Here is a 24,782-nt window from a genome sequence, read left to right as displayed (position 1 = left end):
GAGGCGGAGGGGGGCGCCGGCGCGAGGCCGCGATCGGCCGGGGTCAGCGGATCGGCATGTCCGAGAGGGTGCGGGCGATCACCAGCCGCTGGATCTCGCTGGTGCCCTCGAAGATCGTGTAGATCGCACTGTCGCGGTGCATGCGCTCCACCGGGTACTCGCGGGTGAATCCGTTGCCGCCGAGGATCTGGATCGCCTGCGCGGTGACCTTCTTGGCGACCTCGCTCGCGAAGAGCTTGGACATCGAGCCCTCGGCCGAGGTGAAGGGCTTGCCCGCGACCGCCATCCAGGAGGCCCGCCACACCAGCAGCCGGGCCGCGTCGATGGAGGTCCGCATGTCGGCGAGCTGGAACGCGACGCCCTGGTTGTCGATGATCGGCCGGCCGAACTGCGTACGGGTCTTCGCGTAGTCCAGCGCCACCTCGTAGGCCGCGCGCGCCGTGCCCACGGCCATGGCGCCGACGGCGGGGCGCGAGGCCTCGAAGGTGGCCATGGCCGCGTTCTTCACCCGCTCGCCGCCGCCCGCCCTGGCCCGCTCGCGGGCCCGCGCGAGGCGCTCGTCCAGCTTGTCCTTGCCGCCGAGCAGGCAGGAGCCCGGGATCCGGCAGTCCTCGAGGACCACCTCGGCGGTGTGCGAGGCGCGGATGCCGTGCTTCTTGAACTTCTGGCCCTGGGAGAGGCCGGGGGTGTTCGGCGGCACGATGAAGGAGGCGTGGCCCTTGGTGCCGAGCTCGGGGTCGACGACGGCCACGACGATGTGGACGTTGGCGATGCCGCCGTTGGTCGCCCAGGTCTTGGTGCCGTTGAGCACCCACTCGTCCTTGGCCTGGTCGTACACGGCGCGGGTGCGCATGGCGCCGACGTCGGAGCCGGCGTCGGGCTCGGAGGAGCAGAAGGCGGCCACCTTCACGTCGTCGGGGGTGCCGTACATCTGCGGGATCCAGGTACCGATCTGCTCCTCGGTGCCGTTGGCGACGACGCCGATGGCGGCGAGTCCGGTGCCGACGATGGACAGTGCGATGCCCGCGTCACCCCAGAACAGCTCCTCCATGGCCATCGGGATGCCGAGGCCGGTCGGGTCGAAGAACTGCTGGGCGTAGAAGTCGAGCGAGTAGATGCCGACCTTCGCGGCTTCCTGGATGACGGGCCACGGAGTCTCTTCTCGCTCGTCCCATTCCGCGGCGGCGGGACGGATGACGTCGGCGGCGAAGCCGTGGATCCAGTCCCGCACCTGCTTCTGGTCGTCGTTGAGCTCCATGGTGAACTCCGCCATAGTTCCCTCCAGCTTTCGTGTCGCGGGTCCGCATACGTGGTTACCAACGGTAACCCCTACGGCGTCCCCAGTGTGTTACCGGCCGGTAAGCACTGTCAAGCAGCGCCTGTACCAGGCCTCCGATGGGATCCCCAGGGTGTGTGGGGTGTTACGTTGCGTGGGCGTCACGCACATCGCAAGGGCGGGGAGAGAAACACGTCATGGAGACCACACAGCAGTCCGGCGAACCGGGCGCGGGCGAACGCCGCCGGCGGGAGCTGCTGGAGGCGGCCGACCGGGTCGTGCTCCGGGACGGCCCCAAGGCGTCCATGAACGCCATCGCGGCGGAGGCGGGCATCACCAAGCCGATCCTCTACCGCCACTTCGGCGACAAGGCCGGCCTCTACCAGGCCCTCGCCGTCCGGCACACGGACGCCCTGCTCGACTCGCTCCGCGCGGCGCTCGACGCCCCCGCGGAACGGCGCCGGCGGGTGGAGGCCACCCTCGACACCTATCTCGCCGCCATCGAGGCCCGCCCGCAGGTCTACCGCTTCCTCATGCACCCCGCCGAGGACACCCAGACCACCGGGACCACCGAGGGCGGCTTCGACGTGGGCCTGCACTCGGCCCCGCTGCTGCGCCGGCTCGGCGAGGAACTCGCGCAGGTGATCGGCGAGCGCGTGGACCTCGGCCCCGGCGGCGAACGCCTGTCCCGGGTCTGGGGCCACGGCATCGTCGGCATGATGCACGCGGCGGGCGACTGGTGGCTCGGCGAGCGTCCGTGCGAGCGCGCGGAGCTGGTCGCCGGACTGACCGACCTCCTGTGGGGCCGCCTGGCCACGGCCGGCAACCGCGCGGACGGCCCCGGCTTCTGAGGAGCAGCCCACGGGGCCGGGCTCACTCCCCCAGGGCGTGGATGCCCGCGGCGCCCCAGTCCGTCTTGCGGATCCGCCGCCGCAGCCTGCGGGCCCGCAGCCCCGTCACCCGCTCCGCGTAGACGGTCCCGTCCAGGTGGTCGCACTCGTGCTGGAGGCAGCGGGCGAAGAACCCGGTGCCCATGACGCGCAGCGGCGCCCCGTCCGAGGTGACGCCTTCGACCACGGCCTGGTCGAAGCGGACCGTGTCCGCCTCGAGCCCGGGCAGGGACAGGCAGCCCTCGGGACCGCCGTACTCGTCCCCGTCGGCGCGCACCAGGCGCGGGTTGACGATGTGCCCGACGTGGCGGACGTCCTCGTCGTCGGGACAGTCGTAGACGAACACCCGTCGCCCGACGCCGATCTGGTTCGCGGCGAGGCCGACGCCCTGGGCGGCGTACATCGTGGCGAACATGTCCTCGATGAGCCGGTCGAGATCCGGTCCGAACTCGGTGACCTCCGCGCAAGCGGAATGGAGCACCGGGTCGCCCAGCAGGCTCATGGTGCGGACGATGCCGGAGGTACCGGGAAGGGGGCGCTGTCGCATGGCCGTAAGCCTACGACGGGCGACTATATGAGGAGATCTTCGGCTGACCGGGGGCGCCGCGGTCGGGGCGCGGGCAGGTACTGGATAGGCTGGGGGCGACCGACGCAAGGAGGACAAGGGACGATGGCAGGCAACACAGAGCCGCTTTCGCCGCGGGCCAAGCTGGCCGTGACGGCGGGCAAGGCCGCAGCGGCGGTGTCGCGGGCCGCGGGACGTGGAAGCGGATCGGTGATCGGGGGCAAGGTCGCGCTCAAGCTCGACCCCGATCTCCTCGGCGCGCTGGCACAGCATCTCGACGTCGTCCTCGTCTCGGCGACGAACGGCAAGACCACGACGACCCGGCTGATCGCGGAGGCCCTGCGGGCCAGCGGTCCGGTCGTCTCCAACGCGCTGGGCGCGAACATGCCCGCGGGCATCACCTCTGCCCTGGCGGGCGGTTCGGACGCCCGCTACGGCGTCATCGAGGTGGACGAGAAGTACCTGGCCGGAGTGGCCCGGGACGTCACCCCCAAGGTGATCGCCCTGCTCAACCTCTCCCGCGACCAGCTGGACCGCGCGGCCGAGACCCGCATGCTCGCGGAGAAGTGGCGCGAGGGCCTCTCGGGCTCCAAGGCGGTCGTCGTCGCGAACGCGGACGACCCGCTGATCGTGTGGGCGGCCTCTTCCTCGCAGAACGTGGTGTGGGTCGCCGCCGGCCAGGAGTGGAAGGACGACGCCTGGTCGTGCCCCTCCTGCGGTGGCGTCATGCAGCGCCCGGGCGACGACTGGTTCTGCGGTGAGTGCGGTTTCCGGCGCCCCACCCCGAGTTGGGTGCTCTCCGGCGACCACGTGCTCGACCCGCACGGCAGTGCCTGGCCGATCCACCTCCAGCTGCCGGGCCGCGCCAACAAGGCCAACGCGGCGACCTCGGCCGCCGTGGCCGCCGTCTTCGGCGTCCCGCCGCAGGTCGCGCTGGAGCGGATGTACCAGGTGCAGGCCGTCGCCGGCCGCTACGACGTGGTGAGCTTCCAGGGCCGTGAACTGCGGCTGCTGCTCGCGAAGAACCCGGCGGGCTGGCTCGAGACCTTCTCGCTGATCGACCCGCCGCCGACGCCGGTGATCCTTTCGGTGAACGCCCGCGGCGCGGACGGCACCGACACCTCCTGGCTCTGGGACGTGGACTACCCGCGGCTGGCCGGGCACCCGATCTTCGTGATCGGTGACCGCAAGCTGGACCTCGCGGTCCGCCTCGAGGTCGCCGGCCTGGACTTCCGGGTGTGCGAGACCCTCGACGAGGCCGTGCAGCTGGCGCCGCCCGGACAGATCGAGCTGATCGCCAACTACACCGCCTTCCAGGACGTGCGCCGCCGCGTCGGCAACTAGGACCCGTGAGGACAAGAGCATGAGCGACAACAGCCTGCGTCTGGTGTGGGTCTACCCCGACCTGCTCAGCACGTACGGAGACCAGGGCAACGCCCTGGTCGTGGAGCGCCGGGCCCGTCGGCGCGGCCTGGACGTGCAGCGCGTGGACGTGCGCAGCGACCAGCCGATCCCGACCTCGGGCGACATCTACCTGATCGGCGGCGGCGAGGACCGGCCGCAGCGCCTGGCCGCGGAGCGGCTGCTGCGCGACGGCGGTCTGGAGCGGGCCGTCTCGAACGGGGCGATCGTCTTCTCCGTCTGCGCCGGATACCAGATCCTGGGCCAGGAGTTCGTCAACGACGTCGGCCAGCGCCAGGAGGGCCTCGGCCTGCTGGACGTGGTGACCGTGCGCGGCGAGGGCGAACGGTGCGTCGGAGACGTGCTCGCGGACATCGACCCGCAGCTCGGCCTGCCGCAGCTCACCGGCTTCGAGAACCACCAGGGCATCACGCACCTCGGCCCGACGGCGAAGCCGTTCGCCCGGGTCACGATGGGGCGCGGCAACGGCACCGGCGACGGCACCGAAGGCGCGTACAACGACACGGTGTTCGGCACCTACATGCACGGTCCCGTGATGGCGCGCAACCCGCAGATCGCGGACCTGCTGCTGAAGCTGGCCCTCGACGTGAACGCGCTGCCGCCCGTCGACGACCGCTGGTACGACGCGCTGCGCGCCGAGCGGATCGCGGCGGCCACGCAGCCCGCGTAGCTCCACCGCGACCACCGCGAACCCGGCGTCCGGCCCGGAGTCCCCTCGGGGATTCCGGGCCGACGTGTTTTCGCACGACCGACCTGACCAGCATGTGGAGGATGGTTCAGTCCACCGGCGATCGACTTGTAGGGTGCAGGGTAGTTCCAACCGGACGACGTGGTCCGGTCGTCGGCCCACGTTGCAAAGGTCCTTCCTGCCATGCGCATAGGTGTGCTCACTTCCGGAGGCGACTGCCCCGGCCTCAATGCCGTCATCCGCTCCGTCGTACACCGCGCCGTCGTCGACCACGGCGACGAGGTCATCGGTTTCCACGACGGCTGGCGCGGCCTGCTGGAGTGCGACTACCGCAAGCTCGACCTGGACGCCGTGAGCGGCATCCTGGCCCGCGGCGGCACGATCCTGGGCTCTTCGCGGGTCCAGCCCGCCCATCTGCGCGACGGCGTGGAGCGGGCCCGCGGCCACGTCGCCGACCTCGGCCTGGACGCCATCATCCCGATCGGCGGCGAGGGCACCCTGAAGGCCGCGAACCTGCTCTCGCAGGGCGGTCTGCCGATCGTCGGCGTCCCGAAGACCATCGACAACGACATCGCCTCGACCGATGTGACCTTCGGCTTCGACACCGCCGTCGGCGTCGCCACCGAGGCGCTGGACCGCCTCAAGACCACCGCCGAGTCCCACCAGCGCGTGATGGTCGTGGAGGTCATGGGCCGCCACACCGGCTGGATCGCCCTGCATTCGGGCATGGCGGCCGGCGCGCACGCGATCGTCGTGCCGGAGCGCCCCTTCGACATCGAGGAGCTGACGACGATCGTCGGCGAGCGCTTCTCGCAGGGCAAGCGGTTCGCGATCGTCGTGGTCGCCGAGGGCGCCAAGCCCGCCGTGGGCAGCTCGATGGCCCTCGAGGAGGGCGGCACCGACATGTACGGGCACGAGCGCTTCGCGGGGATCGGCAACCGGCTCGCCGTCGAGCTGGAGGACCGGCTCGGCAAGGAGGCCCGGCCGGTCATCCTGGGCCACGTCCAGCGCGGCGGCACGCCCACCGCGTACGACCGGGTCCTCGCGACCCGCTTCGGCTGGCACGCGGTGGAAGCGGCGCACCGGGGCGAGTTCGGGATGCTGACGGCGCTGCGCGGCACGGACATCGAGATGGTGCCGCTCGACGACGCGGTGCAGACGTTGAAGACCGTTCCGGCCGAGCGGTACGCCGAGGCGCAGAACGTCCTGTGATCTCTCCCTCTTTCCGCGTGTCACTCCCGTGACGGCCGCCCCCGGACGACTTCCCGTCCGGGGGCGGCATTACTGTGGTGGGGCACCACGGGTCAAGGGAGTGAAGAGATTGAGTTACCTCGCGCACGACGGCATGGACATGGATATGCCCATGGACCTGCCGCCCTTCACCCTCGGGCGCGGGCTGGAGTTCTCCTTCGACGCCTTCTTCCTGATCGGCTCCCTCGTGGGCCTGGCCCTGTACGGGTGGGGCGTGGTGCGGCTGCGCCGGCGCGGCGACTCCTGGCCGGTCGGCCGGGCGATCGCCTTCACCCTCGGCGTGCTGACCGTGATGCTGGTGATGTGCACCAAGCTGAACGACTACGGCATGGTCATGTTCAGCGTGCACATGGTGCAGCACATGGTGATCAGCATGCTCACCCCGATCCTGCTGCTGCTCGGCGCGCCCGTGACGCTCGCGCTGCGCGCCCTGCCGCCGGCCGCCCGCGGGAGCAAGGGCCCGCGCGAGCTGCTGCTGATGCTGCTGCACAGCCGCTACATGAAGGTGATCACCCATCCGGTGTTCACGATCCCGGTGTTCATCGCGAGCCTCTACGGCCTCTACTTCACTCCGCTCTTCGACTTCCTCATGGGGTCGAGGACGGGGCACATCGCGATGATGGTGCACTTCCTCGCCGTCGGCCTCGTCTTCTTCTGGCCGATCATGGGCGTGGACCCGGGCCCGCACCGCCCCGGCTACGTGATGCGCATGCTGGAGCTGTTCGCCGGAATGCCCTTCCACGCCTTCTTCGGCATCGCACTGATGATGGCGAGCCAGCCGATGGTCACGACGTACGCGAACCCGCCGGCCTCCCTCGGCATCGACCCGCTGCTCGACCAGCAGTGGGGCGGCGGGATCGCCTGGGCCTTCAGCGAGATCCCCTCCGTGCTGGTGCTGATCGCGCTGGTCTACCAGTGGTACCACTCGGAGCAGCGGGCCGCGAAGCGCTCCGACCGGGCCGAGGACCGCAACGGGGACCAGGAGCTGGCGGCCTACAACTCCTATCTGGCCTCCCTTCAGGCGCGTGGACAGTAGCGCGGGACCCCCTTCGCGCGCGACCATGGGGCATGACCGGATCCGTGAAGGCGATGGCCGTGATGACCTTCGCCTCCCTGGTAGTGATCGCCACGTATTCCGTGGCACTCGGCAGCAACGGCTGGCTGTGGTTCGGCTGGGTCGTGCTGGGGCTGCTGACCGCGGGAATGGCCGCCTCCCGCAGTGTCTGAGCGGGCGCTTCCCCGCGTGCCGTCGGTGACGGTGCCTCCTCGGCGGGGCCGAGCGGCCCGCTCCCCGTGGCGGCGATCCGGCCCGTTCTGCCCCTCCGCAACGAGGCGTCGTGCCGCACGCCGGCGTGTCCCGGATCCGGCCCGCCGGAGCTCCGGTCCCGTCCGAGACCTCCGGTCCGGGCCTGACCGTCCGTAGGATGTCCGTGACAACGGGATGTCGACGGGAGCGGCCTGGTGTTCTACCACTTGCTCAAGCACGTGATCCTCGGCCCGCTGCTGCGGCTGCTCTTCCGGCCACGGATCGAAGGACTGGAGAACATTCCGCAGGACGGGGCCGCGATCGTCGCGGGCAACCACCTCTCCTTCTCGGACCATTTCCTGATGCCCGCGATCCTCAAGCGGCGCATCACCTTCCTCGCGAAGGCCGAGTACTTCACCGGCCCCGGCCTCAAGGGACGGCTCACCGCCGCCTTCTTCCGCAGTGCCGGGCAGATCCCGGTCGACCGCTCCGGCAAGGACGCGGGGCAGGCCGCGATCCGTGAGGGGCTCGGGGTGCTCGCCAAGGGCGAGCTGCTCGGCATCTACCCGGAGGGCACCCGTTCGCACGACGGCCGGCTCTACAAGGGCAAGGTGGGCGTGGCCGCGATGGCGCTGGGCGCGCGGGTGCCGGTCGTACCGTGCGCGATGGTCGGGACCTTCGAGATCCAGCCTCCCGGACAGAAGATCCCGAAGGTCCGGCGGGTCACGATCCGCTTCGGCCGGCCGCTGGACTTCTCCCGGTACGAGGGGATGGAGGGCGAACGGGCCGTGCTGCGGGCCGTCACCGACGAGATCATGTACGAGATCCTCGAGCTGTCCGGCCAGGAGTACGTGGACCGGTACGCCGCCGAGGTCAAGGCGGAGGAAGAGGAAGCGCGGAAGAAGGCCCGGCGCAGGACGCGCTGAGCCTTCTCCCGCACGGGCAGCCGTTCAGGGGCTACCGGCCGGCCGCTACCGGCCGGCCTTGTCGCCGGGTGACCGTCAGCGGACGGCCGGGAGCTCGTCGATCGCCGGGAGGTCGGCGGCCGGAGCCTGGGCGAGCGACTTCGCCGCCGCCGCGGCCGGAGCCACCGGGGTGGCGTGCGGCGCGCACTTCACGTCCTGGGCGTCGACCTTGCCGGTGAGCAGGTAGGTGTCGACCCGGGTGTTGATGCAGGGGTTCACCAGGCTGGTGACACCGTGCGAGCCGGCGTTCTGCTCGGTGATCAGACGCGAACCGGCGAGCCGGTTGTGGAGCGAGACCCCGCCCTTGTACGGCGTGGCCGCGTCGCGCTCGGACTGGACGATCAGGACCGGCGGCAGGCCGCGCTTGGCGCCGACCCCGACCTCGATCGGGTTGCTCTGCTTGGCCTTCCAGGTCGCGCAGGGCAGGTTCATCCACGCGTTGGACCAGGTCAGGAACGGGTACTTCGCGTGGAGCTTGCTGTTGTCCCGGTCCCACTTGGCCCAGCTGGTCGGCCACTTGGCGTCGGCGCACTCGACGGCGGTGTAGACGGCATTGCCGTTCTCCGACGCGATGTTGCCCTGGATGTCGGTCATGTCCGGGGCGATGGCGTCGATCAGGGCCTTCTCGTCACCGGCCAGGTACGCGCTCCAGGTCTGGGCGACGGGCACCCAGGAGGAGTCGTAGTACGGGGCGCTCTGGAAGAAGCCCAGGAGCTCCGCCGGACCGACCACGCCGCCGAGCGGGTTGGCCTTGGCCTTGGCGCGCAGCTCGAGCCACTTGGCCTCGACCTTGGCGCGGGTGTCGCCGATGTGGAAGACGTTGTCGTTCTTGGCGACCCAGTCCTGCCAGTCGTTCCAGCGCATCTGGAAGGCGACGTCCTGGCCGAGGTTGGCCTCGTACCAGATGTTGTCGCGGTCCGGGTCGACCACGCTGTCGACGATCATGCGGCGCACGTGGGTCGGGAACAGGGTCGCGTAGACCCCGCCGAGGTAGGTGCCGTACGAGACGCCGAGGTAGTTCAGCTTCTGCTCGCCGAGGGCGGCACGGATGACGTCCAGGTCACGCGCGGTGTTCGGCGTGGTCATGAACGGCAGCATCTCGCCGCTGCGCTCCTTGCAGCCGTCCGCGTACTCGGCCGCCAGCTTGCGCTGGGCGCGCTTGTCGGCCTCGCTGTCCGGGACCGGGTCGGCCTTGGGGGCCTTGACGAACTCCTGCGGGTCGATGCAGGAGATCGGCGCCGAGTGGCCGACGCCGCGCGGGTCGAAGCCCACGAAGTCGTACGCCTTGGAGGTGTTGACCCACAGCGCGCTCTTGGTGGTGACCCGGCGCGGGAAACGCATGCCGGAGCCGCCGGGACCACCGGGGTTGTAGACGAGCGCACCCTGGCGCTCTTCCTTGGTGCCCGTGCTGACGGCGCGGTCGACCGCGAGGTCGATGGTCTTGCCGAACGGCTTGCTGTAGTCCAGCGGGACCTTCACATAGCCGCACTGGATGGGCGCTTCGAAGCCCCAGTCGGCCGGACAGGCCTTCCAGTCGATCCCGGTGCGCGCCGCGCGGGCGGCGGCGATCTGCGTGCCGACCGCTTCCGCGCTTCCGTTGTCGCGCCCGGACGAGAAGGTCTGGGACGCCGATGCGGACGGGGCGAGCAGCAGGCTCGCCGCCAGCGTGCCGGTGATCAGTGTGGCGGCGCTCCCCAGCGCCGCGGTGCGTATCACGTGGTTGTTCCCCCTGCGTCATCTGCCGCCGTGGGCGGCGTGGTTCGGGTGGGTCATGGGTGAACGGGTATGGACGTGCAAGGGGATACTTCCGCGTGACCCGGAGCCTGCGACAGAGCGCGGACCTGTTCTTTGCCAACCCGATATCCGGAAATGCGTGTACCGCTGAGCGGTGTCTGGTTCGTCCCGGGTTCGGGCGTCGTTCACCGGGGACGTCACCAACCGTAGGTACGGCAGGCGGTGTAGAGCAGTTCGCGCAGCCGCAGCGCGTCCGGGGCCAGCGCCGTGATCAGCACCGCCGGGCCGGCCAACGGCGTTGCCGCCGCGAACTCGCCCAGCGTGCGGGCCTGCGGCGGGGCCGCCTCGAAGTCCGGGTCCACCACGAGGAGCTGGCCGAGCGCCCGGTGGCCGTGGAGTCCCGCCGGGCCGTCCCAGCCGCCCGGAGCTCCTGGCCCGCAGGCCAGCTCCTGGTCCAGCAGAGGCCGTCCGGCCCGGGTCACGGTGAGGCGGCTGCACAACAGGCCGGGGGCCTCCCCGGTGCGGCCCAGGACTTGTTCCTCGCGCAGCAGGAGCCGTGCGGTGGGGGCGAGTTCGGCGCGGGTGCGGACCCGCAGGTCGCTGCCGCGTACGGAGACGAGCGGTTCCGGGAGCCACCGCACCGCCGACTCCCCCGCCAGCGTGAGCCGTACGTCGTACCGCGCGGGCTCCCCGCCACGGCCGGGCAGCGCCAGGGTGGCCGCCGCCGAGCGCAGCACCAGGCGGGCGCCCCGGCCCGCGTCGGCCTCGATCGTGAGGTGATCACCGCCGAGGGGGGCGCTCATGGCCCCGACCAGCACGACGCCGGCCTCGGCTCCCTCACCCCGGGTGCGGCGCAGGGCGAGCGGCCCCTCCCCGGCCAGGAGCGGCAGGGCGGTGCCGCCCCGCCCGTCGGGGACGGCGCGGATCCGGGCGACGGCGCGGAGGCCCGCGGGGGCGGGCGCCGGGACAGCGGCCGGTTCAGGGTTCGGGAGGGGGGCCGGCGCCGGGGCGTCGGCCGCCGGAGCCTTGGCCACGGGGGCTTCGCCCGGCATCGCAGGGGTCATGCGGCGGCCCAGGCGGCGATCCGCTCGCGCACCCAGGCGGCCACCGGGGCCACGCCCTCCGCGCCGCGCAGGGACTGGAAGGCGACGGGCAGTTCGCCGCGCTGCTCGGCGGCGTCGCGGGCCATCCGGCCCAGGTCGGAGCCCACGTAGGGGGCGAGGTCGGTCTTGTTGACGACGAGGAGGTCGGCGGTGGTGACCCCGGGTCCTCCCTTGCGCGGGATGTCGTCGCCCCCGGCCACGTCGATGACGAAGATCTGGGCGTCGACGAGACCTCGCGAGAAGGTGGCGGTGAGGTTGTCGCCCCCGGACTCGACGAGGATCAGGCCGAGCGGACCGTGCTCGCGGAAGGCCTCCTCCAGTTCCTCGACGGCCTCCAGGTTGGCGGAGATGTCGTCGCGGATGGCCGTGTGCGGGCAGGCTCCGGTCTCCACCGCGCTGATCCGCTCGGGCGGCAGGACGGCCTCGCGGAGCAGGAACTCGGCGTCCTCGCGGGTGTAGATGTCGTTGGTGACCACGGCCATGGACACCTCCGCGCGCAGGGCCCGGCAGAGGGCGGCGACGGTGGCCGTCTTGCCGGAGCCGACGGGGCCGCCGAGGCCGATGCGCAGGGCGCGGCGGGTGCCGTCCGCCCGCAGCGGCTCGGCGCTGTGGGCATGGCGCTGCGGGAAGGTCACTGCGTGGTCGAGGTGCATGGACTTCTCCTTGACGGGGGCGGGGCGGGGGCGGGGCGGGCAGGGCAGGGCGGTGGCACGGACAGGGCGATCAGGAGGCGAAGAGGCGGACCGGCCAGTCGGCATGGGCCTGCGCCGCGATGTCCAGCAGGGGCGAGGAGGCCGCGGGAAGTGCCTGCGGACCGTCCGCGCGGGCCCGGAGGGCGGCCTGCCGCGCGCGCCGGGAGACCGAGTCGAGCTCGGGGGCCAGCCGGGCCAGCACCCCGCTGGCCTGGAAGGGATCCAGCCCGAGCAGCCGTACGGTCGCGGTCGCCGGCCCGCTGACACTCTCGTACGCCGCCACGTGCGCGGCGTCCAGGGGCCCCAGCCCTGCCGCGCGGGCCGTGACGCCGAGCACCACGGGCTGGTGCGCGCCGCGCGGGAACGCGGCGGCCAGGGCGTCGAGTTCGGCGGCGGGCCACGTGGCGCGGGCGGCCCGCATCAGCTGGCGGCCCAGTCTGCGGGCGGTGGCACGCAGGGCGGGCACCGGGGTGCGGGCGTCGGCGGCCTCGTCGAGGGCGGCCGGGTCCAGCCCGTCGGCGGCGGCGGCCGCCAGGGCGGCCGCGACCAGCCCGGCGGTGTGCAGCCGGCCCCGGCAGAACTCCTCAAGGGTGGCCGCGTCGTGGATGCGGCCGGCTGCACAGGCGGCCTCGGCCCCGCCGGAGTGGGCGTGGCCTCCGGCGGGGAAGCGGCCGTCGGCGAGGACGAGGAGGGCGGCGAGGCTCATCGGACCGCGCTCCCCGGAAGGACCGGGCTCGTCAGAAGGACACGGCTCGTCATGAGGACCGGGCCCATCAGAAGAGGAAGTAGCGCTGGGCCATGGGCAGTTCCGTGGCCGGGGCCGGTTCCACCACTTCGCCGTCGATGGTCACGGTGAAGGTGTCGGCGTCCACCTCGACCCTCGGCATGGCGTCGTTGTTGCGCATGTCCGCCTTGGTCACCTTGCGGGTGCTCTCGATGGCGACGAACTCCTTGCCGAGCCCGAGCCGTTCGGGCAGGCCGTCGTCGAGGGCGGCCTGCGCGGTGAAGTTGACCGAGTTGAGGCCGGGCGCCCGCCCGTGGGCACCGAACATCGGGCGCGGCAGGACCGGCTGCGGGGTGGGGATGGAGGCGTTGGCGTCGCCCATCTGCGCGTAGGCGATCTGGCCGCCCTTGATGACCAGTTCGGGCTTGACCCCGAAGAAGGCCGGGTTCCACAGCACCAGGTCGGCGAGTTTTCCCGTCTCGACGGAGCCGATCTCGCGGGCGAGTCCCTGCGCCACGGCGGGGTTGATCGTGTACTTGGCGACGTAACGCCGGGCCCGTTGGTTGTCGGCCGGTCCGTCGCCGGGCAGGGGGCCGCGCCGCTTCTTCATCACATGGGCGGTCTGCCAGGTGCGCAGGACCACCTCGCCGACGCGGCCCATGGCCTGGGCGTCGGAGGAGATGATGGAGATGGCCCCGAGGTCGTGCAGGACGTCTTCTGCGGCGATCGTGGAGGGCCGGATCCGGGACTCGGCAAAAGCGAGGTCCTCCGGGACGGCGGGGTTGAGGTGGTGGCAGACCATCAACATGTCGAGGTGTTCCTCGACGGTGTTGACGGTGTGCGGCCGGGTCGGGTTGGTGGAGCTGGGCAGGATGTTCGGCTCGGAGACCACGGTGATGATGTCGGGTGCGTGCCCGCCGCCGGCGCCCTCGGTGTGGTACGAGTGGATGGTCCGCCCGCCGATGGCGGCGAGGGTGTCGGCGACGAACCCGGCCTCGTTGAGGGTGTCGGTGTGGATGGCGGCCTGGGCGCCGGTCTCCTCGCAGACGGTGAGGCAGGCGTCGATGACGGCGGGGGTGGATCCCCAGTCCTCGTGGAGCTTGAAGCCGAGCGCCCCGCCGCGCAGTTGGGAGTACATTCCCTCACGGGACATGGTGTTGCCCTTCCCGAGGAGGCCGATGTTGACGGGATAGGCCTCCAGGGCGGCGAACATGCGGGCCAGGTGCCAGGGGCCGGGAGTGACCGTGGTGGCCTTGGTCCCCTCCGCGGGTCCGGTGCCGCCTCCGACGAGTGTGGTGATCCCGGAGGCGAGGGCCTCCTCGATCACGGTCGGGGAGATGAAGTGCACGTGCGCGTCGATGGCGCCGGCGGTGAGGATCTTCCCGTTGCCCGCGATGATCTCGGTCTCGGGGCCGATGACGAGCGCGGGCGCCACCCCGTCCATCGTGTCGGGGTTCCCGGCCTTGCCGATGCCGCAGATCCGGCCGTCGCGGATGCCGACGTCGGCCTTGACGATCCCCCAGTGGTCGAGGATCACGACGCCCGTGAGGACCGTGTCGGCAGCGCCCTCGGCGCGGGTGGTCCGGGCCTGCCCCATGGATTCCCGGATGACCTTGCCACCGCCGAACACGGCCTCGTCGCCGGCCCGGCCGGGGCCGCCGCCGAGGTCCTGCTCGATCTCCACGAAGAGGTCGGTGTCGGCGAGGCGGATGCGGTCGCCGGCGGTGGGCCCGAAGAGGTCGGCGTAGACCTGGCGCGACACCTCAGCCATCGAGCGGCCCTCCGGTCTGCCCGCGCAGGCCCGGCACGGTGCGCAGTCCGCCCAGCGGTACGAGCGCCACGGAGACCGGGATGCCCGGCTCGAAGCGGACCGCGGTGCCGGCGGCGATGTCGAGCCGCTGCCCGTGCGCGGCGGCCCGGTCGAAGTCGAGGCCGGGGTTGGCCTCGGCGAAGTGGTAGTGCGAGCCGACCTGTACGGGGCGGTCGGCGGCGTTGAGCACGGTGAGGCGGGTGACGGGCCGGCCCTCGTTGAGGTGCACCGGGCCTTCCCCGTAGGCGATTTCGCCGGGGATCATGCCGGTGCCCCCTTGTCGACGATCGGGTCGTGGACGGTGACGAGCTTGGTGCCGTCCGGGAAGGTGGCCTCGACCTGGACGTCGTGGATCATCTCGGGGATGCCCTCCATGACCTCCTCTCGGGAGAGGACGGTCCGGCCGGAGGCCATGAGCTGGGCCACGGTCCGTCCGTCGCGGGCGCCTTCGAGGATGTGCGCCGTGATGAGGGCGATCGCCTCGGGGTGGTTGAGGAGAACGCCCCGCGCCCTGCGTTTCCCGGCCACGTCGGCGGCCACGTGGATGAGCAGTCTCTCCTGCTCGTGGGGGGTCAGTTGCACAGCAATCACCAAGCTTCCGGGACGTGATCGACAACGCGCCGAGCCGACCCTAGGGGGCCGTCAACACTTTGTTGACCTGCGCGTATCCGAGCCAAGCGTGTCTTGTCCAAGACAGAGGAAGGCTTTCCGTCCCGACCACCGCCGCTTTGCCGAATCATGGGTGATCATTGGCGGAGGGAACGTGGCCGTCACGCTAAGGGGCTTGCTTTTCCGCTGCGTTAACCCGTGTTTCGGGGAGGTACCGGGCCGTCAGCGTCGGAGCCCGACGCGACCGGCCGGGATCAGCAGCCGGTGGGCGTCCTCGCCGGGGCACCGGCCGTCCACGGCAGGGCGATCCAGACGGTTTTGCCACCGTCCTCCGTGGGGCTGACCGAGAGCCGGCCGCCCGCCTCCGCGGTGAGCCAGCGGATGATGACCATGCCGCGGCCGTTGTCCTGCTGGACGGCGGCCGGGAGTCGCTTGGGCCAGCGCGGGTGACTGTCGGTCACCCCGACGCGCAGCCACTCCTCGCGCTCCAGGCGGATGTCCACGGTGAAGGTGGGGGACTGGCCGAAGGTGTGCTGCACGGCGTTGGTGGCGAGTTCCGAGACGATCAGCCGGACGCTGTCCGCGATGTCGGCCCCGTCGGGCAGTCCCCACCCGCCGAGCACCTCCGCGACGTAGCGGCGGGCGGCCGCGACCGAGGCCGGATCGCTCGGCAGAGTGACGGATGCTTCCTGGTGATCTGCCATGGCGACGGTCCCTTTCCCACCGGGGCGGAACCGTCCCGGTCTGTGCTGGACGCCAGAGTGTCACCCATCGTCCCCCGTTTTCTGCCGTTCCCTCAAGATATGCATATATCTGTCGCTCAATGCGGTGAACTCTGCTACGGAATAGCCTATTTGGACGGCAGACTGGTGCCACCTGTGCCGGTGAAAAGGAGGCGGTGTGCAACACGGTCCCGCGGTGCGCCGGCGCAAGCTCGGCGAGGAATTGCGCGCCCTGCGCGACCGGTCCGGACTCACCAGTGGTGAGGCGGCCCGGCTCGTCGGATGGCACCAGTCGAAAATCAGCCGCATCGAGACGGGGCGCAGTGGCGTCAAGGTGGCGGACATCCGACTGCTGCTCGACGCCTACGGAAGCGTCGCGAGCCCTCAGCAGCGCGCCCTGCTGGAAGCACTCTCGGTATCGGCGGCCGGCCCCGCCCCGGGCGCCGACACCGGGCGCGGGCGCCAGTGGTGGCACGACTACCGGGGCCTGCTGCCGCAGGAGTACCGGGACTTCATCAGCCTGGAGGCGAGCGCCCGGGCCGCCCGGACCGTCGAACTCTCCGTCGTGCCGGGCCTGTTGCAGACACCGGAGTACGCGCGCGCGGTGACCCGGGCGGCGCTCGGCGGACTGCCGGAGCCGAAGGTCGAGGCCCTGGTCGACGTACGGCTCGCGCGCCAGTGCGTACTGCGGGCGGATCCGCCGCTGGAGCTGAGCGCGGTCCTGGACGAGGCGGTGCTGCGGCGGAAGATCGGCGGGCCGGGGGTGATGGCGGAGCAGCTGCGGTACCTGGTGGAGGTGTCGAGCCTGCCCCAAGTACGGCTACAGGTGCTGCCCTTCAGCGTGGGGGGACATCTCGGCCTGACCGGGCCGTTCGTCATCTTCTCATTTCCGAACATCGCCGATCTGGATGTGGTGGTACTCGACCATTTGACGAGTAGCCTCTATCTGGAGCGGAAGGAAGACCTTGAGGCGTACAGCGCCGCGTTCCGCACCATCCAGGCGCACGCCCTCCCGCCCCGCGATTCGTCGGACCTGATCAGCGTCCTCGCTGACGACGCGTAAGGAGGCACTCCCCGTGTCCGCAACCCCCTTATCCACCGGCGGACTCCTGAACAGCGCGAAGTGGCTGCGCAGCAGTCGCAGTACCGGAATGAACAATTGCGTGGAAACGGCCGTCCTCGGTGACGGCCTGCTGGCCGTCCGCGACTCCAAGCGGGAGGACGGCCCGGCCGTGCTCTTCACGGGGCCGGCCTGGGACGGCTTCCTCGTCTCCGTACGGGCGGACCTGGCCCCGTAGGCACCGGGAGGATGAACGGGCGCCCCCGCGCCCGTGGCCCCGACTAGCGGTCCGTGGCTCCGGCCGGAGCGGTCCCGAGGATCGTCTCCACCGCCCGGCTGATCTCCTCCCCCGTGAGATCGGCGCGCGCGGTCAGCCGGAGGCGGGAGATGCCGTCCGGCACCGACGGCGGCCGGAAGCACCCCACGGACAGACCTGCCTCGCGGCAGTCGGCGGCCCAGCGCAGTGCCGCCGACGCCGACGGGGCCCGTACCGACACCACGGCCGCGTCCGGCCGGGCCGCGGTCAGGCCGGACGCGGTGAGCCGCCCGTACAGCTCGGCGGCCACCTCGCGGGCGCGGCCCGCCCGTTCGGGTTCCCGCTCCAGCAGGCGCAGGGCGGCCAGCGCGGCGCCCGTGGCGGCCGGAGCGAGCCCGGTGTCGAAGATGAAGGTCCGGGCCGCGTTGACGAGGTGCCGGATCACCTTGGCCGGGCCGAGCACGGCGCCGCCCTGGCTGCCCAGGGACTTCGAGAGGGTCATCGTCGCCACCACCCCGGGCGCGCCCGCGAGCCCGGCGGCGTGCAGCGCGCCGCGGCCGCCCTCGCCGAGGACCCCGAGCCCGTGCGCGTCGTCCACGAGCAGGGCCGCGCCCTCGGCCCGGCAGGCCTCGGCGTGGCGGGCCAGCGGAGCGGCGTCCCCGTCGACGGAGAACACCGAGTCGGTGACCAGCAGGGCCCGCCCGCCGTGCGCGGCGAGCGTCTTGCGCGCGGCGTCCGGGTCGGAGTGCGGGACGACGGCGGTCTCGGCGCGTGACAGCCGGCACCCGTCGACGATCGAGGCGTGGTTCCCGGCGTCGGAGACGACCAGCGTGCCCCGGTCGCTGAGGGCGGTGACGGCGGCGAGGTTGGCGGCGTACCCGGAGGAGAGCACCAGCGCGGCCTCGAACCCGCAGAACGCGGCGAGCTCGCGCTCCAGCTCCGCGTGCAGTTCGGTCGTGCCGGTGACGAGGCGGGATCCGGTGGCTCCGGCGCCCCAGCGCCCGGCGGCCTCACATGCGCCCCGTACCGTCTCGGGGTGCCGGGACAGCCCGAGGTAGTCGTTGCTCGCGAGGTCGAGGAGCGGTGAGGAGGCCGGTCGCGGACGCAGCGTCCGGACGAGTCCGGCCCGCTCCCGGGCCCGTTCCGCGTCGTCGATCCAGGCGAAGACGTCCACGGGGTCGGGCGTGTGCTGGGGCATCGGCGGTCCTCGTGTTTTGTCGGCAGTCCACAGAGCTGAACGACCCTAACAATCGTGACTTGAGCGCCAGGTGTGGCGATACACACACTCTCTTCCGGCCATGTTGTCGGATCTCTCCTTGGCCGGGAGTGGTGGTGTGGTCCAGGATCGCGTCATGGACCTGCTGAACACCCTCGTGGACAAGGGGCTGCGGCGTGAGCTGCCGACCCGCGAAGAGGCACTCGCCGTGCTGGCGACCTCTGACGACGCACTGCTCGACGTGGTGGCCGCGGCCGGCAAGGTGCGCCGCCAGTGGTTCGGGCGCCGGGTCAAGCTGAACTACCTCGTCAATCTGAAGTCGGGGCTCTGCCCCGAGGACTGCTCGTACTGCTCCCAGCGGCTGGGGTCGAAGGCCGAGATCCTCAAGTACACGTGGCTGAAGCCGGAAGAGGCCTCCCAGGCCGCCGCCGCGGGCGTGGCCGGCGGAGCCAAGCGGGTCTGCCTGGTGGCGAGCGGACGCGGCCCGACCGACCGTGACGTGGACCGCGTGGGCAAGACCATCGAGGCCATCAAGGAGCAGAACGAGGGCATCGAGGTGTGCGCCTGCCTCGGTCTGCTCTCGGACGGCCAGGCGGAGCGCCTGAAGGACGCGGGCGCGGACGCCTACAACCACAACCTCAACACCTCCGAAGCCACCTACGGCGAGATCACCAAGACCCACACCTACGCCGACCGGGTCGACACGGTGCAGAAGGCGCACGCCGCCGGCCTGTCGGCCTGCTCGGGTCTGATCGCGGGCATGGGCGAGAGCGACGAGGACCTCGTCGACGTCGTCTACTCGCTGCGCGAGCTGGACCCGGACTCGGTGCCGGTCAACTTCCTGATCCCCTTCGAAGGCACCCCGCTGGCCAAGGAGTGGAACCTCACCCCGCAGCGCGCCCTGCGCATCCTGGCGATGGTCCGCTTCGTCTGCCCCGACGTCGAGGTCCGCCTCGCGGGCGGGCGCGAGGTCCACCTGCGCACCCTGCAGCCCCTCGCCCTGCACCTCGTCAACTCGATCTTCCTCGGCGACTACCTGACCAGTGAGGGCCAGGCAGGACAGGCCGACCTCGACATGATCGCGGACGCCGGTTTCGAGGTGGAGGGGGCCGGTACCTCGACCCTCCCCGCGCACCGCTCCGAGGTCGCGGAGGCACAGGGCGGCTGCGGCTCGCACGGCGCCGGCGCCTCGGTCTGCGGTTCCTCCGCCCCGGCGGACGAGGCCGGCTGCGGTTCGGCGTGCGGCGGCTGCTCCGGCCACTCCGGGCACGAGGCCCCCGTACCGGCCCAGGCGGAGGCGGGAGAGGTCCGCACCGGCCTGGTGGCGGTGCGCCGACGCGGCGCGGGGACGGACATCGCCCCCAATGCCTGACCTTCACGACCCGCTGCCGGCCGCCGAACTGCTCGCGCTGGACCGGCAGCACGTCTGGCACCCGTACGGCCCCATGCCCGGGCGGCAGGAACCGCTCGTCGTCTCCTGCGCCTCGGGCGTCCGGCTGCGGCTGGCCGAACCGGCGCAGGGGAACGACGAGCTGGTCGACGGCATGTCCTCCTGGTGGTCGGCGATCCACGGGTACAACCACCCGGTGCTGAACGAGGCGGTGACCGGCCAGCTCGGCCGCATGTCGCACGTGATGTTCGGCGGGCTCACCCACGAGCCCGCCGTCCGGCTGGCCGCGAAGCTCGTCGAGATCACCCCGGCCGGCCTGGAACACGTGTTCCTCGCCGACTCGGGCTCGGTCTCCGTCGAGGTCGCGGTGAAGATGTGCCTCCAGTACTGGCGTTCGGTGGGACGCCCCGCGAAGTCCCGCCTGCTCACCTGGCGGGGCGGCTACCACGGGGACACCTGGCAGCCCATGGCCGTCTGCGATCCCCAGGGCGGCATGCACGAGCTGTGGTCGGGCATCCTCCCCCGCCAGCTCTTCGCGGACGCACCGCCGAGCGGGTTCTCCGCACCGGTGGACCCCTCGTACGTCGCCCACCTGCGCTCCTTGGTGTCGGCGCACGCGGACGAGCTGGCCGCGGTGATCGTCGAACCGGTGGTCCAGGGCGCCGGCGGCATGCGCTTCCACAACCCGGCCTACCTCCGGGTCCTGCGCGACCTGTGCGACGAGTTCGGCGTCCTCCTGATCCTGGACGAGATCGCGACGGGATTCGGCCGCACGGGCGCGCTGTTCGCGGCCGACCACGCGGGGATCACCCCGGACGTGATGTGTCTGGGCAAGTCACTGACCGGCGGGTACCTCACCCTCGCCGCCACCCTGTGCACGGAGCGGGTGGCGGACGGCATCTCCCGGGGCGAGGTCCCCGTACTGGCCCACGGACCGACCTTCATGGGCAACCCGCTCGCCACGGCCGTCGCGCTGGCCTCCGTCGACCTGCTCCTCGGCCAGGACTGGCCGCTCGAGATCAAGCGGATCGAGGCGGGCCTGACCGAGGGACTGGCTCCGGCGGCCTCGGTCCCGGGGGTCAAGGAGGTCCGCGTGCTGGGCGCGATCGGCGTGGTGCAGCTCGACCACCAGGTCGACGTGGCGCGCGCCACCCGGGCGGCGGTCCGGGAGGGTGTGTGGCTGCGTCCGTTCCGAGACCTGATCTACACGATGCCGCCGTTCGTCACGGGCGACGCCGACGTGGACCGCATCTGCCGCGGTGTCCTCGCGGCCGCGAAGGAGGCCTGACATGACCGCCGTACCCACGGCCGACCGCCCGGCGCACGGGGCGGGCCTGCCCACCGGCTCGGTCCTCATGGTGTCCGGCACGGGCACGGAGATCGGCAAGACGGTCGTCACCTCGGCCGTCGCGGCGGCCGCGCTCGCCGCCGGCCGCTCGGTGGCCGTCCTCAAGCCGGCCCAGACGGGTGTCGGCCCGGACGAACACGGTGACGCGGCGGAGGTCGTCCGCCTGGCCGGCTCCGTCACCACGGCGGAACTGGTCCGCTACCCGGAGCCGTTGGCCCCGGACCGGGCGGCCCGCCGCGCGGGCCTCGCCACGGTCTCCCCCGCCGAGATCGCCGGAGCGGCGCGCAGCCTCGCCCGGACGCACGATCTGGTCCTGGTCGAGGGCGCGGGCGGTCTCCTGGTCCGCTTCGACGAGGAGGGCCACACCCTGGCCGACGCCGCCCGGCTCCTGGGCGCCCCGACCCTGGTCGTGGCCACGGCGGGGCTGGGCACGCTCAACACCACGGCCCTCACGGCCGAAGCCCTGCGGGCGCGGGGCCTCGTCGGCCTGGGCGTGGTCATCGGCAGCTGGCCCGCCGGTCCCGATCTGGCGGCCCGCTGCAACCTGGCCGACCTTCCGTCGGTCTCGGACCTGCCCCTGCTGGGCGCGGTCCCGGAGCGGGCGGGAGCGCTGGAGCCCGCCGCGTTCCGCGCCGCGGCCCCCGCCTGGCTGGCGCCGTCGCTCCACGGCACCTGGTCGGAGCCGTCCTTCCGGACGCTCTGGCCCGCCTGACGCGGCCCGGCCGGCGGGCCCGCGGGGCGGCCCCCGGCGGGCCACCCCTGCTCCGTCATCCGTTCAGCGGCTTGACCCAGCGGGTCCAGTGGTCCTCCGGGTGGTAGCCCCCGGCCTCCCACGCCCTGCGGCCGCGCTCGTTGCGGTCCAGCACCATGGCGTCCGCCCGTCGCCCGCCGAGCGCCGCGAACCGCTGCTCGGCGGCGGCGAGCAGCGCCGATCCGATCCCCCGGCGGCGGTGGTCCGGGTGCACCGCGAGCCGGTAGAGGTGGCAGCGCCAGCCGTCGAACCCGGCTATGACCGTGCCGAGCAGTTCGCCCTCGCGGCGCGCGAGGAGCAGCGCCTGAGGATCCCGGGCGTGGAGGCGCTCGACGCCGTCGAGGTCATCGCTGATACTCGTGCCCTCGGCGGCAGCCTTCCAGAAGTCGAGGACGGCTGCGAGATCGGCCGCCGATGCGGGATCGATGCGAAGATCGTTCATGCGCGGATCCCATCACGTCCGAGAGGGTCCGCCAAAAGAATGATCCGATCACTTTGCCTTTCCTTTACCCTGTAGGCGACAGTTCCCTTCCTCTCCGAAACGAAAGGTGTGAGCGTCCGCCCATGGGCGAGCCTCCCCGTCCCCTTCCCTCCCCCGCACGACACCGCGCGACGGCACTCCTCCTGGCCGATCATGGGACGGAGGTGAGCGACCGATGACCGAAGTGCTCCTGCTCCTCCTGGCGCTGCTGCTCTGCCTTGCCTGCGGAGTCTTCGTCGCGGCCGAGTTCTCGCTGACCACCGTCGAGCGCAGCGAGCTGGAACAGGCCGTCGAGCGCGGCGAGCGCGGCGCCGACAGCGCACTGACCGCCGTCCGCAGCCTGACCTTCCAGCTCTCCGGCGCCCAGCTCGGCATCACCGTGACCGGCCTGGTCATCGGCATGATCTCCAAGCCCTCGATCGCCGCCCTGCTCCAGGCCCCCTTCGAGGCCATGGGGCTCTCCGCCGGGGCCGCGTCCTCCACCGCCCTGATCCTCGGCACCGTGCTGTCCACCGTCGTCCTGATGGTCGTCGGCGAGCTGGTGCCCAAGAACTGGGCGATCTCCTCGCCGCTGGCCGTCGCCAAGCGCGTCGCCACCATGCAACGGGTCTTCTCCCGTGCTTTCAGGCCGCTGATCAGCCATCTCAACACCACGGCGAACCACATGGTGCGCCGGTTCGGCCTGGAGCCCGCCGAGGAGCTCGCCTCGGCGCGCACCGCGCAGGAGCTGGTGGCCCTGGCCCGGCACTCGGCGAAGGCGGGAGCCCTGGAGAAGGACACCGCCGAGCTGTTCGTGCGGACCTTGAACCTCGCCGATCTGACCGCGGAGAACGTCATGACCCCGCGCGTCCAGGTCACCGCCCTCGACGTGCAGACCAGCGCCGAGGACGTCGCGAACGCGACCCTCGCGACCGGGCTGTCCCGCTTCCCCGTCTACCGGGGCAGCCTCGACAGCGTCGTCGGCACCGTCCACATCAAGGACGTACTCGCCCTGCCCGCGGCGGAGCGGCACCGCCGTCCGGTGTCGCATCTGCTGCGCGAGCCCCTGCTCGTACCGGAGTCGCTCACCGTGGACCGGCTGCTGGACCTGCTGTCCGGCAAGCAGACGATGGCCGTGGTCATCGACGAGTACGGCGGCACGGCCGGAGTGGTCACGCTCGAGGACATCGTCGAGGAGGTCGTCGGCGAAGTACGCGACGAGCACGACCCGCACGAGATCCCCGATCTGGACGCGGCCGGCACCGACGACGCGGGGCGCGCGCTGTACTCCGCGGACGGTTCCGCGCGCACCGACCAGCTCCAGCGGATCGGCCTGCGCGTGCCGGACGGCCCGTACGAGACCCTGGCCGGTCTGATAGCGACCCAGCTCGGGCGGATCCCCGTGGTCGGCGACAGCCTGGAGCTGGACGGCTGGCGCCTGGACGTGGTGGACGCCGGCGGGCGGCGGGCGGCGCGGGTGCTCCTGCACGTGCCGGCCGAGCCCACCACGCGTGACGACGACGGGGAGGAGGCGCGATGACCGCCGTCCAGTTGCTGATCGGCCTGGCGACCCTCGTCGTCAACGCCTTCTTCGTCGGCGCGGAATTCGCGCTGGTCTCGGTCCGGCGCAGCCAGATCGAACCGTACGCGGAGCAGGGTGACCGGCGCGCCAAGTCGGTGCTCTGGGCCCTGGAGCACCTGTCCGCGCTCATGGCGGCCGCCCAGTTGGGCATCACCCTGTGCACGCTGGTGCTGGGCGTGGTGGCCGAACCGGCCATCGCACACCTGCTGACCCCCGCGTTCGACTTCTTCGGGGTACCGGCCGGCCTGACGCACGCGATCTCCTTCGTGGTGGCGCTGGCCCTGGCCACGTACCTGCACATGCTCTTCGGCGAGATGCTGCCGAAGAACGTGGCACTGGCCGAGCCGGTGCGCACGGCACTGCTGCTGGGGCCGCCGCTGGTCGCCCTGGCCCGGGCCCTGAGGCCGGTGATCTTCACGGTCAACGCCTTCGCCAACACCCTGCTGCGTCTGTTGCGCGTGGACGTCAAGGACGAGATCACGGCGACCTTCTCGGACGACGAGCTGGCGCGGATCGTCAAGGACTCCAGTAACGCGGGGCTCATCGACGACCGGGCGAGCGAGCGGCTGCACGACGCCCTGGAGCTCGGGCGCAGGCCGGTCACCGATGTGGTGCTGCCCTCCGACCGGGTGGTTCCGGCCCACGAGGGCATCACCCCGGCCGGCCTGGAGCAGCTGTCGGCGGAGTCGGGGTACTCCCGCTTCCCGATGATCGACGCGGAGCACCGCATCCTGGGCTACCTGCACGTCAAGGACGCCCTGGACGTGACGGAGCGCGACGAGCCCTTTCCGGCCTCGGCGCTGCGGCCGATCGCCCAGGTGCGGGCGGAGACCCCGCTGGACGACGTCCTGACCGCGATGCGGCGCAGCCGTACGCACCTGGCGGCGGTCCTCGGGGCCGACGGCGTGATGACGGGCCTGGTCACGATGGAGGACGTGCTGCGAGAGCTGTTCGGCCGGCCGGCCTCCGCATAGTCCCGCCCCGCCGCGGGCGGGCGGTGCCCCGGTCCCACTTGAGGGGGC

26 protein-coding genes are annotated in these 24,782 nt (G+C 71.9%); 14 read left to right on the top strand and 12 right to left on the bottom strand.

Annotated features, from left to right (window positions below):
• Window positions 1-43 precede the first annotated feature (43 nt).
• Window positions 44-1,273 (bottom strand): acyl-CoA dehydrogenase family protein, encoded by a 1,230-nt coding sequence (locus ABZY44_RS14840; protein WP_356653611.1) that lies wholly within the window; start codon window positions 1,271-1,273, stop codon window positions 44-46.
• Window positions 1,274-1,473: 200 nt separating this feature from the next.
• Between ABZY44_RS14840 and ABZY44_RS14835 the strand changes: the two genes are divergently transcribed.
• A complete protein-coding gene (locus ABZY44_RS14835) occupies window positions 1,474-2,127 on the top strand; it encodes a TetR family transcriptional regulator (protein WP_356653609.1) in 654 nt (217 codons plus the stop codon).
• A gap of 22 nt (window positions 2,128-2,149) precedes the next feature.
• Here ABZY44_RS14835 and def read toward each other — a convergent pair whose 3' ends face one another.
• A complete protein-coding gene (def, locus tag ABZY44_RS14830) occupies window positions 2,150-2,713 on the bottom strand; it encodes a peptide deformylase (RefSeq protein ID WP_356653607.1) in 564 nt (187 codons plus the stop codon).
• Window positions 2,714-2,836: 123 nt separating this feature from the next.
• Between def and ABZY44_RS14825 the strand changes: the two genes are divergently transcribed.
• The 6 genes from ABZY44_RS14825 (at window position 2,837) to ABZY44_RS14800 (ending at window position 8,264) form a co-directional block, all read left to right on the top strand.
• Complete coding sequence (locus ABZY44_RS14825; protein WP_356653605.1) at window positions 2,837-4,075, top strand: MurT ligase domain-containing protein; 1,239 nt, start codon at window positions 2,837-2,839, stop codon at window positions 4,073-4,075.
• Between the two features lie 19 nt (window positions 4,076-4,094).
• Complete coding sequence (locus ABZY44_RS14820; RefSeq protein WP_356653603.1) at window positions 4,095-4,823, top strand: glutamine amidotransferase; 729 nt, start codon at window positions 4,095-4,097, stop codon at window positions 4,821-4,823.
• A gap of 201 nt (window positions 4,824-5,024) precedes the next feature.
• Complete coding sequence (locus ABZY44_RS14815) at window positions 5,025-6,053, top strand: 6-phosphofructokinase (RefSeq protein ID WP_356653601.1); 1,029 nt, start codon at window positions 5,025-5,027, stop codon at window positions 6,051-6,053.
• Window positions 6,054-6,186: 133 nt separating this feature from the next.
• Window positions 6,187-7,128 (top strand): cytochrome c oxidase assembly protein, encoded by a 942-nt coding sequence (locus tag ABZY44_RS14810; protein ID WP_356653637.1) that lies wholly within the window; start codon window positions 6,187-6,189, stop codon window positions 7,126-7,128.
• A 32-nt stretch (window positions 7,129-7,160) separates the two neighbouring features.
• Window positions 7,161-7,319 carry a hypothetical protein gene (locus tag ABZY44_RS14805; protein WP_330295170.1) on the top strand — a complete coding sequence of 53 codons (159 nt, stop codon included), beginning with the start codon at window positions 7,161-7,163 and terminating at the stop codon, window positions 7,317-7,319.
• 234 nt (window positions 7,320-7,553) lie between these two features.
• Window positions 7,554-8,264: a lysophospholipid acyltransferase family protein gene (locus tag ABZY44_RS14800; RefSeq protein ID WP_356653599.1), complete on the top strand. Its 711-nt coding sequence runs from the start codon at window positions 7,554-7,556 to the stop codon at window positions 8,262-8,264.
• A 75-nt stretch (window positions 8,265-8,339) separates the two neighbouring features.
• Here ABZY44_RS14800 and ABZY44_RS14795 read toward each other — a convergent pair whose 3' ends face one another.
• The 8 genes from ABZY44_RS14795 to ABZY44_RS14760 form a co-directional block, all read right to left on the bottom strand.
• A complete protein-coding gene (locus ABZY44_RS14795) occupies window positions 8,340-10,019 on the bottom strand; it encodes an alpha/beta hydrolase (RefSeq protein WP_356653597.1) in 1,680 nt (559 codons plus the stop codon).
• Between the two features lie 215 nt (window positions 10,020-10,234).
• Window positions 10,235-11,089 carry an urease accessory protein UreD gene (locus ABZY44_RS14790; protein ID WP_356653595.1) on the bottom strand — a complete coding sequence of 285 codons (855 nt, stop codon included), beginning with the start codon at window positions 11,087-11,089 and terminating at the stop codon, window positions 10,235-10,237.
• A gap of 8 nt (window positions 11,090-11,097) precedes the next feature.
• On the bottom strand, window positions 11,098-11,793 hold the full coding sequence (ureG, locus tag ABZY44_RS14785; RefSeq protein WP_356653593.1) for an urease accessory protein UreG: 696 nt from the start codon (window positions 11,791-11,793) through the stop codon (window positions 11,098-11,100).
• Window positions 11,794-11,863: 70 nt separating this feature from the next.
• Entirely contained in the window at window positions 11,864-12,538 is a 675-nt protein-coding gene (locus tag ABZY44_RS14780; RefSeq protein ID WP_356653591.1) for an urease accessory UreF family protein, read from the bottom strand.
• Between the two features lie 67 nt (window positions 12,539-12,605).
• Window positions 12,606-14,327 carry an urease subunit alpha gene (locus ABZY44_RS14775; RefSeq protein WP_356653589.1) on the bottom strand — a complete coding sequence of 574 codons (1,722 nt, stop codon included), beginning with the start codon at window positions 14,325-14,327 and terminating at the stop codon, window positions 12,606-12,608.
• Window positions 14,320-14,631, bottom strand: a complete 312-nt coding sequence (locus tag ABZY44_RS14770; protein WP_356653587.1) for an urease subunit beta — start codon at window positions 14,629-14,631, stop codon at window positions 14,320-14,322. Before ABZY44_RS14770 ends, ABZY44_RS14775 begins: the two co-directional genes overlap by 8 nt.
• A complete protein-coding gene (locus ABZY44_RS14765) occupies window positions 14,628-14,948 on the bottom strand; it encodes an urease subunit gamma (RefSeq protein ID WP_356653585.1) in 321 nt (106 codons plus the stop codon). Before ABZY44_RS14765 ends, ABZY44_RS14770 begins: the two co-directional genes overlap by 4 nt.
• 281 nt (window positions 14,949-15,229) lie before the next feature.
• On the bottom strand, window positions 15,230-15,679 hold the full coding sequence (locus tag ABZY44_RS14760) for an ATP-binding protein (RefSeq protein ID WP_356653583.1): 450 nt from the start codon (window positions 15,677-15,679) through the stop codon (window positions 15,230-15,232).
• Between the two features lie 196 nt (window positions 15,680-15,875).
• Between ABZY44_RS14760 and ABZY44_RS14755 the strand changes: the two genes are divergently transcribed.
• The gene (locus ABZY44_RS14755; protein WP_356653581.1) at window positions 15,876-16,760 is read left to right on the top strand and encodes a helix-turn-helix transcriptional regulator; all 885 of its coding nucleotides are present in this window, start codon (window positions 15,876-15,878) and stop codon (window positions 16,758-16,760) included.
• A gap of 13 nt (window positions 16,761-16,773) precedes the next feature.
• Entirely contained in the window at window positions 16,774-16,995 is a 222-nt protein-coding gene (locus ABZY44_RS14750; protein ID WP_356653579.1) for a DUF397 domain-containing protein, read from the top strand.
• 43 nt (window positions 16,996-17,038) lie between these two features.
• Here the strand turns inward: ABZY44_RS14750 and ABZY44_RS14745 are convergent, their stop codons facing one another.
• Window positions 17,039-18,211 carry an 8-amino-7-oxononanoate synthase gene (locus ABZY44_RS14745; protein WP_356653577.1) on the bottom strand — a complete coding sequence of 391 codons (1,173 nt, stop codon included), beginning with the start codon at window positions 18,209-18,211 and terminating at the stop codon, window positions 17,039-17,041.
• Between the two features lie 154 nt (window positions 18,212-18,365).
• On the opposite strand from ABZY44_RS14745, the gene bioB reads away from it, so the two are divergent.
• From bioB to bioD, 3 genes are read left to right on the top strand one after another with little or no spacing between them, the layout of a single operon-like run.
• Window positions 18,366-19,601 (top strand): biotin synthase BioB, encoded by a 1,236-nt coding sequence (bioB, locus tag ABZY44_RS14740; protein WP_356653575.1) that lies wholly within the window; start codon window positions 18,366-18,368, stop codon window positions 19,599-19,601.
• A complete protein-coding gene (locus ABZY44_RS14735) occupies window positions 19,594-20,907 on the top strand; it encodes an adenosylmethionine--8-amino-7-oxononanoate transaminase (RefSeq protein ID WP_356653573.1) in 1,314 nt (437 codons plus the stop codon). Before bioB ends, ABZY44_RS14735 begins: the two co-directional genes overlap by 8 nt.
• Window position 20,908: 1 nt before the next feature.
• Window positions 20,909-21,679 carry a dethiobiotin synthase gene (gene bioD, locus ABZY44_RS14730; RefSeq protein WP_356653571.1) on the top strand — a complete coding sequence of 257 codons (771 nt, stop codon included), beginning with the start codon at window positions 20,909-20,911 and terminating at the stop codon, window positions 21,677-21,679.
• A 55-nt stretch (window positions 21,680-21,734) separates the two neighbouring features.
• Here bioD and ABZY44_RS14725 read toward each other — a convergent pair whose 3' ends face one another.
• Window positions 21,735-22,160 carry a GNAT family N-acetyltransferase gene (locus ABZY44_RS14725; RefSeq protein ID WP_356653569.1) on the bottom strand — a complete coding sequence of 142 codons (426 nt, stop codon included), beginning with the start codon at window positions 22,158-22,160 and terminating at the stop codon, window positions 21,735-21,737.
• A 214-nt stretch (window positions 22,161-22,374) separates the two neighbouring features.
• On the opposite strand from ABZY44_RS14725, the gene ABZY44_RS14720 reads away from it, so the two are divergent.
• Both ABZY44_RS14720 and ABZY44_RS14715 read left to right on the top strand, forming a co-directional pair.
• Window positions 22,375-23,718 (top strand): hemolysin family protein, encoded by a 1,344-nt coding sequence (locus tag ABZY44_RS14720; protein ID WP_356653567.1) that lies wholly within the window; start codon window positions 22,375-22,377, stop codon window positions 23,716-23,718.
• On the top strand, window positions 23,715-24,734 hold the full coding sequence (locus tag ABZY44_RS14715; RefSeq protein ID WP_356653565.1) for a hemolysin family protein: 1,020 nt from the start codon (window positions 23,715-23,717) through the stop codon (window positions 24,732-24,734). The genes ABZY44_RS14720 and ABZY44_RS14715 overlap by 4 nt, the downstream gene beginning before the upstream one ends.
• Window positions 24,735-24,782: the final 48 nt, after the last annotated feature.

The organism is Streptomyces sp. NPDC006544 (assembly GCF_040611715.1).
In the GTDB taxonomy this organism is placed as follows: Bacteria; Actinomycetota; Actinomycetes; order Streptomycetales; family Streptomycetaceae; genus Streptomyces.
The sequence above is the reverse complement of the archived record's forward strand: the minus strand, read 5'-3'. Positions and strand labels throughout refer to the sequence as shown.